We start from the raw sequence: 12763 nt of genomic DNA on the forward strand, positions 1-12763 counted from the left end.
GCACCAGCTTCTTTACGGCCGTTTTTATGATATCGTTCAAAATAGATAATGTCCCTTTTGCTTCCCCCTATTTTCTACTAATCCTCGTCATTATGGCCCCCTATGGCCATCAACGATAAATTGATAACACCGAGTTCTTCTAATAAAAATCAAGAAAAAAGCACTCATATTATGGTGCTTTTTCTGTAGCTAAAAGGAGGTGGCATTCACCAAAAGAGATCATCGCCTTAAAAATTCCTAGTCTTTTTAATCTGTCCTTTAAAAGGCCTACACTTTATAAAAGAAATGCTATTTTTAAATCATCAGCAAGAAATCCCCCGTGCCATTGGAACTTATATAATGAAGGAAAACTTCTTGTATATCGTTAAGTATTCCCAATCCTATAAATTATCAAAAGTATTTTCAATGGCTGATTCCAATTCTTCTTTTCCTTCTCCTATATAACGTTTGGTCATATTCAAATCTTTATGCCCCATCAATTTTGAAACGGTTTGAAGGTCTATCCCCTTATCGATTAATGTTTGGCAAAACGTATTCCGCAGCTTATGGGGAGTCGCATTATATTTAGTCAGCATATATTGCACGGACCTTGGCGTTATGCGCTGATTCACACTGGATATGAAGATGGCTTCCGTATCCATATTTAAAAATTCCTTGTATGCCCTGATCTTTTCACTAGCAGTCATGGAGAGTGGAATCTTCCTGTCTATATCACCTTTTGAATCCCGGATGAGGATATATTGCCTTTCTTCCTCTTTTTGAATGTCAGTATGGTTCAAATCACAAAGTTCGGACACCCGGATACCCGTATGAATCATTGTGTAGACAATAGCAATATTCCTGAAATGCCCAGAGGCCTCGATTTCTTTTAGGAGAGCAGCTTGCTCAAGCATGTTCAGGGCTTTTGGCGGATCTTCATTCTTTTCCTTTGCTTTACGATCGATGTTGAGGACGATTTCGGGTTTATCAAGGAACCTGGAAAACATGGTAATGGCTGAATAATGTTTTTCAATCGTTCCTCCACTCTTGTTTGACTGTTCCATATCGTCTAAATAGGTTTGGACGTGGGATTTTTCAATCTCTTCCGCTTCATCTTTAAACCATTGAAGAAGCTGGGAGATGACTCCCACATAGGTTTTAATCGTACCATCGGATTTATTTTGACCCATTAACCATTTCGCAAAAGAATGAAGAATTTGTTTATTGTCCAGGATTTCTTCTTTACTGGTCATTCGAGAAGCCCCCTACCAAAATCATGCTATTAATAAGCCTTTCCAACGAATTGTGGAATTTATACAAAAAAACCTTAGGATAATCCTAAGGTTTAGAATGCGTAGATAGGATTTGAACCTGTTTATACGGGTTTATGAATCCTAATTGATGTGATAAACATTGCTTGGCGGCGTCCTACTCTCACAGGGGGAGACCCCCAACTACCATCGGCGCTGAAGAGCTTAACTGCCGTGTTCGGAATGGGAACGGGTGTGACCTCTTCGCTATCGCCACCAAACAATAAAGGAACGTTGTTCCTTCAAAACTAGATAATAAGAAGGTATTTCATTTTTTAAAAAGCGTTGGTTAAGTCCTCGATCTATTAGTATCAGTCAGCTCCACATGTCGCCACGCTTCCACCTCTGACCTATCAACCTGATCATCTTTCAGGGATCTTACTAGCTTGCGCCATGGGAAATCTCATCTTGAGGGGGGCTTCATGCTTAGATGCTTTCAGCACTTATCCCGTCCGCACGTAGCTACCCAGCTATGCCTTTGGCAAGACAACTGGTACACCAGCGGTGCGTCCATCCCGGTCCTCTCGTACTAAGGACAGCTCCTCTCAAATTTCCTGCGCCCGCGACGGATAGGGACCGAACTGTCTCACGACGTTCTGAACCCAGCTCGCGTACCGCTTTAATGGGCGAACAGCCCAACCCTTGGGACCGACTACAGCCCCAGGATGCGATGAGCCGACATCGAGGTGCCAAACCTCCCCGTCGATGTGGACTCTTGGGGGAGATAAGCCTGTTATCCCCGGGGTAGCTTTTATCCGTTGAGCGATGGCCCTTCCATGCGGAACCACCGGATCACTAAGCCCGACTTTCGTCCCTGCTCGACTTGTAGGTCTCGCAGTCAAGCTCCCTTGTGCCTTTACACTCTACGAATGATTTCCAACCATTCTGAGGGAACCTTTGGGCGCCTCCGTTACTCTTTAGGAGGCGACCGCCCCAGTCAAACTGCCCACCTGACACTGTCTCCCACCCCGATAAGGGGCGCGGGTTAGAATTTCAATACAGCCAGGGTAGTATCCCACCAACGCCTCCACCGAAGCTAGCGCTCCGGCTTCTCAGGCTCCTACCTATCCTGTACAAGCTGTACCAAAATTCAATATCAGGCTGCAGTAAAGCTCCACGGGGTCTTTCCGTCCTGTCGCGGGTAACCTGCATCTTCACAGGTACTATAATTTCACCGAGTCTCTCGTTGAGACAGTGCCCAGATCGTTACACCTTTCGTGCGGGTCGGAACTTACCCGACAAGGAATTTCGCTACCTTAGGACCGTTATAGTTACGGCCGCCGTTTACTGGGGCTTCGGTTCAAAGCTTCGCTTGCGCTAACCTCTCCCCTTAACCTTCCAGCACCGGGCAGGTGTCAGCCCCTATACTTCGCCTTGCGGCTTCGCAGAGACCTGTGTTTTTGCTAAACAGTCGCCTGGGCCTATTCACTGCGGCTTTTCCGGGCTATTCACCCTAAAAAGCACCCCTTCTCCCGAAGTTACGGGGTCATTTTGCCGAGTTCCTTAACGAGAGTTCTCTCGCACACCTTAGGATTCTCTCCTCGCCTACCTGTGTCGGTTTGCGGTACGGGCACCTTACATCTCACTAGAGGCTTTTCTTGGCAGCGTGGAATCAGGAACTTCGGTACTATATTTCCCTCGCCATCACAGCTCCGCCTTAATGGAAACGGGATTTGCCTCGTTTCCGGCCTAACTGCTTGGACGCGCATATCCAACAGCGCGCTTACCCTATCCTTCTGCGTCCCCCCATCGTTCAAACGATGTATAGGTGGTACAGGAATATCAACCTGTTGTCCATCGCCTACGCCTTTCGGCCTCGGCTTAGGTCCCGACTAACCCTGAGCGGACGAGCCTTCCTCAGGAAACCTTAGGCATTCGGTGGAAGGGATTCTCACCCTTCTTTCGCTACTCATACCGGCATTCTCACTTCTAAGCGCTCCACCAGTCCTTCCGGTCTGACTTCAACGCCCTTAGAACGCTCTCCTACCATCGACACCTAATGGTGTCAATCCACAGCTTCGGTGATACGTTTAGCCCCGGTACATTTTCGGCGCGGAGTCACTCGACCAGTGAGCTATTACGCACTCTTTAAATGGTGGCTGCTTCTGAGCCAACATCCTGGTTGTCTAAGCAACTCCACATCCTTTTCCACTTAACGTATACTTTGGGACCTTAGCTGGTGGTCTGGGCTGTTTCCCTTTCGACTACGGATCTTATCACTCGCAGTCTGACTCCCAAGAATAAGTATTTGGCATTCGGAGTTTGACTGAATTCGGTAACCCGTTGGGGGCCCCTAGTCCAATCAGTGCTCTACCTCCAATACTCTCATCTTGAGGCTAGCCCTAAAGCTATTTCGGAGAGAACCAGCTATCTCCAGGTTCGATTGGAATTTCTCCGCTACCCACACCTCATCCCCGCACTTTTCAACGTGCGTGGGTTCGGGCCTCCATTCAGTGTTACCTGAACTTCACCCTGGACATGGGTAGATCACCTGGTTTCGGGTCTACGACCTCATACTCATTCGCCCTATTCAGACTCGCTTTCGCTGCGGCTCCGTCTTATCAACTTAACCTCGCATGAAATCGTAACTCGCCGGTTCATTCTACAAAAGGCACGCCATTACCCATTAACGGGCTTTGACTACTTGTAGGCACACGGTTTCAGGATCTATTTCACTCCCCTTCCGGGGTGCTTTTCACCTTTCCCTCACGGTACTGGTTCACTATCGGTCACTAGGGAGTATTTAGCCTTGGGAGATGGTCCTCCCTGCTTCCGACGGGATTTCTCGTGTCCCGCCGTACTCAGGATCCACTCAGGAGGGAACGAAGTTTCAACTACAGGGTTTTTACCTTCTTTGACGGACCTTTCCAGATCACTTCATTTACCCCGTTCCTTTGTAACTCCATGTTGAGTGTCCTACAACCCCAAGAGGCAAGCCTCTTGGTTTGGGCTAATTCCGTTTCGCTCGCCGCTACTCAGGAAATCGCATTTGCTTTCTCTTCCTCCGGGTACTTAGATGTTTCAGTTCCCCGGGTCTGCCTTCAGTACCCTATGTATTCAGGTAAAGATACTGTTCCATTACGAACAGTGGGTTTCCCCATTCGGAAATCTCCGGATCAAAGCTTACTTACAGCTCCCCGAAGCATATCGGTGTTAGTCCCGTCCTTCATCGGCTCCTAGTGCCAAGGCATCCACCGTGCGCCCTTTCTAACTTAACCGTTAAAAAGATCTTACAGATGCTTTGAAAAAAATTAATTGCCTTCTATCTATTATCTAGTTTTCAAGGAACAAAGCAGAAAGAATCCATCACATCGTGATGTTTTTCTTCCCTATCTGAATGAATTACTCATTCAAAACTGAACAAAACAAAAGCGCTCTCGTAATTATCCTTAGAAAGGAGGTGATCCAGCCGCACCTTCCGATACGGCTACCTTGTTACGACTTCACCCCAATCATCTGTCCCACCTTAGGCGGCTGGCTCCATAAAGGTTACCTCACCGACTTCGGGTGTTACAAACTCTCGTGGTGTGACGGGCGGTGTGTACAAGGCCCGGGAACGTATTCACCGCGGCATGCTGATCCGCGATTACTAGCGATTCCGGCTTCATGTAGGCGAGTTGCAGCCTACAATCCGAACTGAGAATGGCTTTATGGGATTCGCTTACCTTCGCAGGTTTGCAGCCCTTTGTACCATCCATTGTAGCACGTGTGTAGCCCAGGTCATAAGGGGCATGATGATTTGACGTCATCCCCACCTTCCTCCGGTTTGTCACCGGCAGTCACCTTAGAGTGCCCAACTGAATGCTGGCAACTAAGATCAAGGGTTGCGCTCGTTGCGGGACTTAACCCAACATCTCACGACACGAGCTGACGACAACCATGCACCACCTGTCACTCTGTCCCCCGAAGGGGAAAGCCCTATCTCTAGGGTTGTCAGAGGATGTCAAGACCTGGTAAGGTTCTTCGCGTTGCTTCGAATTAAACCACATGCTCCACCGCTTGTGCGGGCCCCCGTCAATTCCTTTGAGTTTCAGCCTTGCGGCCGTACTCCCCAGGCGGAGTGCTTAATGCGTTAGCTGCAGCACTAAAGGGCGGAAACCCTCTAACACTTAGCACTCATCGTTTACGGCGTGGACTACCAGGGTATCTAATCCTGTTTGCTCCCCACGCTTTCGCGCCTCAGTGTCAGTTACAGACCAGAAAGTCGCCTTCGCCACTGGTGTTCCTCCAAATCTCTACGCATTTCACCGCTACACTTGGAATTCCACTTTCCTCTTCTGCACTCAAGTTCCCCAGTTTCCAATGACCCTCCACGGTTGAGCCGTGGGCTTTCACATCAGACTTAAGGAACCACCTGCGCGCGCTTTACGCCCAATAATTCCGGACAACGCTTGCCACCTACGTATTACCGCGGCTGCTGGCACGTAGTTAGCCGTGGCTTTCTGGTTAGGTACCGTCAAGGTACCAGCAGTTACTCTGGTACTTGTTCTTCCCTAACAACAGAACTTTACGACCCGAAGGCCTTCTTCGTTCACGCGGCGTTGCTCCGTCAGACTTTCGTCCATTGCGGAAGATTCCCTACTGCTGCCTCCCGTAGGAGTCTGGGCCGTGTCTCAGTCCCAGTGTGGCCGATCACCCTCTCAGGTCGGCTACGCATCGTCGCCTTGGTGAGCCATTACCTCACCAACTAGCTAATGCGCCGCGGGCCCATCTATAAGTGACAGCCGAAACCGTCTTTCCATCTTCTCTCATGCGAGAAAAGAACGTATCCGGTATTAGCTCCGGTTTCCCGAAGTTATCCCAGTCTTATAGGCAGGTTGCCCACGTGTTACTCACCCGTCCGCCGCTAATCTCAGGGAGCAAGCTCCCATCGATTCGCTCGACTTGCATGTATTAGGCACGCCGCCAGCGTTCGTCCTGAGCCAGGATCAAACTCTCCGAAGAAATGTTTGACTTGCTCATTTTGCTTTTTTAATAGTGTGTGCTCACTTAAATTTAACGTTGGCGCTTTGTTTTGTTCAGTTTTCAAAGAGCAATTTGTTGTAGGTTTTTTTCAACTAATTCATCTTAACATAACATTGAATAGTTGTCAACTTCTACGAAGTGTTTCTTTTTTAAAAATCGCTCATTAATTAGGCGACTTCATTATCATACTGCTATTTTTCTTTAGTGTCAACATTTAATCCGTAAAATAAGAATCTCTAATAACACTTTCCTCTTGAAACCATCTTGTTAATGAATACAAAAAAACCACCGTACGTGTTTCATCATTAAATTAATCAACTGGGATGCACTAAACTGAAGATTTTATCAAAACATGCCCTTATACTATTTAATTGGATTATTCTTTTATAAAAAAGATTGATCATTTTAATGTTCCTTAATCAACTAACGCACCCGTTAGCCATCCATGAATCGCAAAGAATGAAAATGGTTAGGAAGTGTCAATACTGATACTGACCTTAATCCAGTCAACCCTATTCATTTTTAAAGAAACTTATTTTCATGGTAGTTCAATAAAAAAAGGCTTTACTCTTGATTGAGGAAACACCTGTTAGTGAAACAATAATTATCTTTGTTCAATAGCTTGGCCCAAAGCTAGTCCTCTCCGAGGTTTGGTCGCTCTAAACCATTGCAAACAAAGTATGAAGATAATAATAATGTCAATGATATCTCCACCATAGTACATAATCATGCTTCCCTGATTTGCCTGTTCTAACGGTATACCAGCAGGTGGGTGAGTATAGATGTACTTTGATAGAATACCATGGCCAGCTAAGGCAATAATCAACACGATTGAACGGTATAAAAAAGAAATCCGGTGGAGTATTGGGTCAATATAAATCATTGACACTGTGAATAGGTAACCGGCCATGAATACATGGAAATGCACAATGAAATTCAAAACGGTACTCTCGTGCATAAGTGAGTATAGGTTGGTCGTGTACAACAACCACAGCCCTCCTATATTTAAGACAGATGTAACAATAGGATGGGTAAACATGCGAGACAGCCAACTCCTTAGAACACGAGTAAGACGTCTTGCTAAAGTGATTCTTATTGTTCGTAGCACTAGCGTCATTGGTGCAGCAAGTACCATAAGCAATGGAGCTAGCATCCCCAAGAGTAAATGACCTAGCATATGCGCTGTAAAATCTATGTGGGCGCGATTTGCTAGGGGTCCGGCCACTGATATAACTGCCAAGAGAACTCCAGAAACCCAGTATACAGTTCGGGATAGAGGCCATTGCTTATGATGCCGATTGGAGATAATTACAGCAAAAATATACAGAATCAACGCTAATATAAAAGGCAGTGCTAAAAGTAGCTGAGGTGCTATCTCTGCTACTTGGTTCAAGTTAGTTCCCACGCTATTACTGTGATTATTGTGATTCATGGGTAACAGTCTTTCCATGTTGTTGTCTGCTTCGTGTACGAATAATGAGGGTGGCACCGATTATAATCATGACAATAGCAAGGAAATTCCAGATCAAATCATAGACATACACATTATCTACATAGCGAATCTGATGTAACTCCATTAATTTGTGCTGGATGGTCCCATCGTATAACTGGAAAGCCCCTCCCCCAAGAAACACACCTGCTAACCACCTTTTGAACCAATAAGCTTGTTTACGGTGTAAGTCTGCTAATAAAAACGAAGAAGCAATGGTCGCAAACCAACTAAAAGCATGGAACAAACCATCCGAAACCAGTCCAATGTCTGTAGTTGATTTGTCGTAGAAATGGTGCCAATGTAACAGCTGATGAAACACAACTTCATCGATAAAACCGACTAAACCGAGTCCGAATAGAATCCCAGTCCATATATTTCTACTTGAGTAAACAGATCGATTCGAAATGTTTGAATTATTTTCGAGGCTTTTATTTGTATTACTCATTTGCTCCTCCTTTTCTATAAGCTTTATTAACTCTGTCATTTTGTATTTACCCTAATATCCCCAAAAATCATCATTTATATTCAGAAAAAACAGAATTTTCTAGATTCATGTTCTGTATTACTACTCTGGTGCTGCAGGTGTTCCAAAACCACTGAAGCTATGAATACCATTCTCCGTATCCTAGATAGTGAAGAATAATAAATAGCCTAAAGGCTTTGGCAGGGTTAACCCTGATTTGTGCCTTTAGGCATCTGTAACTTAGAAATAAAGTTTGAACGGTCCCATACTTCTTCTTGATAGGGAATCTTAACCGTAAATATACAATTGATTAAAAAGGATATTAGACATATAAAACCAATACATTATAAACATATTTCTTCAACATTTCTTTTCTATAATTATAGTTGTATACATATTTTAGATTGGAGATGGAGAACATGAACAAAAAATTATTAGCAGGTGCCGGGGTAGCGTTTACGTTGTTATTCAGTCCACTAAGTCAAGCTTTTGCATCAGAAACAATAGGAGACTTAAGAAAGGTTGATAATGTTGCCCATCGTGGGGCATCAGCATATGCACCTGAAAATACGATTGCTGCTTTTGATAAAGCAGTAGAAATGAAGGCAGATTATATTGAAATCGATGTTCAAAGAAGCAAGGATGGAGAATTAGTACTTATCCATGATACGACAGTTGATCGTACAACTGATGGAACTGGAAAAGTTGGTGATTTCATGTTTGAAGAACTAAGAAGCCTTGATGCAGGCAGCTGGAAAGGTGAGCAATTTGCTAGTGAACAAATCCCAACATTTGATGAGATTCTTGATCGTTACCACGGGAAAATTGGAATATTAATAGAATTAAAGGCTTCAGAGCTTTATCCTGGGATTGAAGAAAGTGTAGCTGAAGAATTAAAAGAACGAAATCTTGATAAACCACAAAATGAAAAAATCATTATCCAATCATTTAACCATAAATCAATGGAAAAAATGAATGATCTCGTTCCTAAAGTTCCAATCGGTGTGTTAACATCTTCAAGAGCTGACACAACAGAACTAGCCTTACAGGAATTTTCAACATATGCCGACTATTTTAATCCAAGCTATGGAATTGTTACTGAAGAATTAGTGAATCAAGTTCACTCTCTTGATATGAAAATTGGATCATGGACAGTACGTAGTCAAGAGGCAGCAGATTTCCTATTAGATATGGGAGTTGACGCAATCATTACGGATTATCCAGATTATGTAGATCCAAGAAACTAATATTTTTGTATAATTATTAGAAAAAAGGTCGATTTCTACAGGAGATTGATCTTTTTTTTGGGGTTGAAACCTTCTTAACGTTAGAAATCCCCATTTTCCAGACGTCTATTATGGAATGTATGACCCTATTTATTTGAATCGAATAGGTAATTTAAGTCTAAATGTAGTTAATTTCGTTGTAGAGCGTTTCTCAGCATTAATTTTTTTAAAAAACAGGTGTTTTTAACTGGTAAAAGGTATGTTTTCACTTTCAGTTAGGTTTGGGCTCAGCTTTTATTCAAATGAAGCAATTGATTTTGTATTTTTATTTTAATTAACATAATCTACCTCACAAATTACTCAACAATCAATGCTACAATTATTATGAGGTGGTATCTTTGTTTATTTCTCCTATGCTATTGCACAAAACAGAGCAACCCTTCGAGGATGAAAATTTTATAACTGAACTCAAGTTATCTATACCTAAATTATAAAACCTTAATAAATAAAGGAGAGTACATATTAACCATGTATAATATGTACTCTCCTTTTCTTAATGAACTAACGCACCCGTTAGTTCATTAAGGATTAATTAAAACTTAATGTTTAATAATTCTTTCATTTCAAGAAGAACATCAGTATGTTTTTCTTTTGATAAATACATCATTTTCTGTCCTGCTCCATTTGCTTCTTGCTTCTTTCCGTTCGGTTCTTGAAACATAATCCTTCCATCACTAAAAAAATTCATAGTGTACACTTTGTTATCCATGGTTTCTTTATCGGATAATACAAAAAAGTAATTCCCTTTTTTATTTAATTCTTTACTCTTCTCCAATAACTCCTTATTAGGAGGTTGCACAACTTCCATTTTGTTCACTTTTTCTATAAAAGCTTGTATTTCATTAATATCTGTAATGACCTTTGAAGTTGACTCGGAAGATCCCCCGTCCTCATCAACACCTTGCACTAATAAGATTGTATATTCATCTATATTAGGTATTTCTAAAATTTCACTTTTCGTTTTTGTAGTATTTAAACTACAAGCATTTAAGAATGCAATCATTAAAGTGCAAAAAGTAAACATCTTGAAAAACCTCAAATTTCATCCCTCCATTTCTCTCTTCTACATTATACGAAAATTGTAAAATTATCCATAATTATCAAACTATCCTGCCCCGTTAGTTCCATAAGAAAAAGGCTGCCGGCAGCAACCCCTGTTAATAAACTAAAGCACCCGTTAGTTTAAGTAGATTTCTTCACAAACTTTTTAGTATTTCAGTTAATACAGGAATGCTGCCCCTTTAGTTGCATAAAGAAAAAGCTGCCTTAAAGACAGCTCCGATCTTCAGCTAACACACCTTTAAGTTCAAGATCTTTATTTGACTTGACTACCCATCAATATATCCTTTAACTGGCTTACACTTTTGACAATATGAGTAGGGTTAGAATGACTTAGTTCTTCAAATGAACCATATCCATAAGTTACTCCAATAGAGTTAATTCCAGTGTTATTTGCACCAATAATATCGTGCTTCCTGTCGCCAATCATAATAAAGTCACTAAGCGTATGTTCCTTGTACTTATCTAGTATGTATTGAATTATTTCAGTTTTAGACGCTCTTGTTCCATCAAGGTTACTTCCGACAATAAGTTCAAAATATTGGTCAATATTAAAGTACTTTAGTATTTGTTTAGCAAATACAGTAGGCTTTGAAGTTGCTACAACTAAAGTAAATTGTTGTTCTTTTAACGATTTCAATAGTAATGAAATATTTGAATATAACTCATTCTCAAACATTCCCTTTTCCTTAAACCTCTCCCTATATAATTCAATTGCTTTTTGTGTGTCTTTCTCGTCAAAATCGTAATATTCAGCAAATGAAACTTGTAGTGGAGGACCAATAAAACATTCAAGTTTATCAATGTCAGGCTCAACAATGTTCATTTTTTGTAGTGCATATTGAACCGATTTAGTTATTCCTACCTTGGGGTCTGAAAGTGTTCCGTCTAAATCAAATAAAATTACTTTGTATTTATCCATATTAAACTCCCTTATTATATATAAGATTCACCCTGATTTTACCACAGTAAATACAAATAAGTTCCAACTCTTGTTGAACTAACCTGCCCCGTTAGTTGCATAACAAAAAGGTTTAATAAAGCTTTCCAATCATTACTCCCATGGATTTTCGTATTTAGTTCTAATTTTATCGACTTTATTATATTCGCAAATGGTATCTTTGCCTGATAATTGAACTTTCATCGTATTTTTTTCGACTATAATAGTAAAATTGTCAGAACCACCATCATAATCAAATTCGTAATCATTCTTCTCTATGTGCTTATATGTTCCAGAAGATTGTTCTCCGCCCTGGACTCTTGAATTTTGAATTTCAAAATTGTTTTCCCCTTTAAAGGTAAAGGAGTCTTGACAAACACTCTTTTCTCCATCCGTATTTTTCCACGTACCTTTCCAAGATAGTGCTTTTCCTTCACCACACGCAGCTAATACTAATACAGCCATCGTTGAGATCATTAACATTTTTTTCATTTATACACCTACTCCAAAGTACATCTTTATTTCCTGCTCCATTTAATACGAACTAAAAAGGTAAAAGTTCCCTTGTATTGAACTATCCTGCCCCTTTAGTTGCATAACAAAAAGGTTGCTTCAGCAACCTCCCCTTATTGAAGTAAAACACCTGTTAGCTTAACAAGATCTTATAACAATTTGGACATATAATACTGGTCGAAAAGTGTGTCATCTATCACTAGTGAGTTTCTTTTTATTCCTTCTATCTCAAATCCCATTTTCTTATATAGAGATACTCCTGCTTCATTTTGAGTGACTACTGTAAGTTCTAACCGTAAGATATTATGAGTTATTGCCCATTCTTCTAACCTTTCAAATAGACTTGTTCCTATACCACGCCCTGTGTATTCTTTTACAATACCTATAACTAGGTAGGCTGAGTGTTTGGTTCTTCTTGTATCTCCGCCAATAACTGCTAAATATCCTACTAACTGCCCACCTTCTTGTTCTGCAACAAGTACCTTTGAATTACTCTCTTTGTCCATTCGTTCCAACCATTTACGTTGTTGTTCAGGAGAACTTTTTCTTTCTCCTGGTTCCATAAGCATAAAATCAGCCTCGTTTTCAACTTGCTTCATTAGCAAATCAAAAAATTCAGCATCCTCAGGTTTTATCTCTCTAATTAACATCAGAATCCCCTCCACAAATATGTATATCCAATATTATACATCTTAATGAACTATCCTGCCCCTATAGTTCATTAAGAAAAACCAAAATTAGATCATTTCGGTTAAT

8 protein-coding genes and 3 rRNA genes are annotated in these 12763 nt (G+C 41.5%); 1 reads left to right on the forward strand and 10 read right to left on the reverse strand.

The window, feature by feature from the left end; genetic code table 11:
• Positions 1-380: 380 nt before the first annotated feature.
• The 6 genes from QUF94_RS28085 to QUF94_RS28110 all read right to left on the reverse strand — a co-directional run bounded on the left by QUF94_RS28085 (position 381) and on the right by QUF94_RS28110 (position 8191).
• Positions 381-1232, reverse strand: a complete 852-nt coding sequence (locus QUF94_RS28085) for a tyrosine-type recombinase/integrase (RefSeq protein ID WP_289318919.1) — start codon at positions 1230-1232, stop codon at positions 381-383.
• Positions 1233-1394: 162 nt separating this feature from the next.
• Positions 1395-1510: ribosomal RNA gene (rrf, locus tag QUF94_RS28090) — 5S ribosomal RNA — on the reverse strand.
• Positions 1511-1574: 64 nt separating this feature from the next.
• Positions 1575-4507: ribosomal RNA gene (locus QUF94_RS28095) — 23S ribosomal RNA — on the reverse strand.
• 175 nt (positions 4508-4682) lie between these two features.
• A 16S ribosomal RNA gene (locus QUF94_RS28100) occupies positions 4683-6233 on the reverse strand.
• The 16S, 23S and 5S rRNA genes sit together here, the layout of an rRNA operon.
• 625 nt (positions 6234-6858) lie before the next feature.
• Positions 6859-7686, reverse strand: a complete 828-nt coding sequence (locus QUF94_RS28105) for a cytochrome c oxidase assembly protein (RefSeq protein ID WP_289319013.1) — start codon at positions 7684-7686, stop codon at positions 6859-6861.
• Positions 7673-8191, reverse strand: coding sequence for a DUF2243 domain-containing protein (locus QUF94_RS28110; RefSeq protein WP_289318920.1), 519 nt, complete (start codon positions 8189-8191; stop codon positions 7673-7675). Before QUF94_RS28110 ends, QUF94_RS28105 begins: the two co-directional genes overlap by 14 nt.
• A gap of 437 nt (positions 8192-8628) precedes the next feature.
• On the opposite strand from QUF94_RS28110, the gene QUF94_RS28115 reads away from it, so the two are divergent.
• On the forward strand, positions 8629-9456 hold the full coding sequence (locus tag QUF94_RS28115; RefSeq protein WP_289318921.1) for a glycerophosphodiester phosphodiesterase: 828 nt from the start codon (positions 8629-8631) through the stop codon (positions 9454-9456).
• Positions 9457-10027: 571 nt separating this feature from the next.
• On the opposite strand, the gene QUF94_RS28120 is transcribed toward QUF94_RS28115, so the two are convergent.
• The 4 genes from QUF94_RS28120 to QUF94_RS28135 all read right to left on the reverse strand — a co-directional run bounded on the left by QUF94_RS28120 (position 10028) and on the right by QUF94_RS28135 (position 12657).
• Positions 10028-10498 (reverse strand): hypothetical protein, encoded by a 471-nt coding sequence (locus QUF94_RS28120; protein WP_289318922.1) that lies wholly within the window; start codon positions 10496-10498, stop codon positions 10028-10030.
• Between the two features lie 312 nt (positions 10499-10810).
• Positions 10811-11476: an HAD family hydrolase gene (locus tag QUF94_RS28125; RefSeq protein WP_289318923.1), complete on the reverse strand. Its 666-nt coding sequence runs from the start codon at positions 11474-11476 to the stop codon at positions 10811-10813.
• Between the two features lie 132 nt (positions 11477-11608).
• Positions 11609-11986, reverse strand: coding sequence for a hypothetical protein (locus QUF94_RS28130; RefSeq protein ID WP_289318924.1), 378 nt, complete (start codon positions 11984-11986; stop codon positions 11609-11611).
• A gap of 170 nt (positions 11987-12156) precedes the next feature.
• Entirely contained in the window at positions 12157-12657 is a 501-nt protein-coding gene (locus tag QUF94_RS28135; RefSeq protein ID WP_289318925.1) for a GNAT family N-acetyltransferase, read from the reverse strand.
• Between the last annotated feature and the right edge of the window lie 106 nt (positions 12658-12763).

The organism is Peribacillus sp. NJ4 (genome assembly GCF_030348345.1).
Classification (GTDB): domain Bacteria; phylum Bacillota; class Bacilli; order Bacillales; family DSM-1321; genus Peribacillus.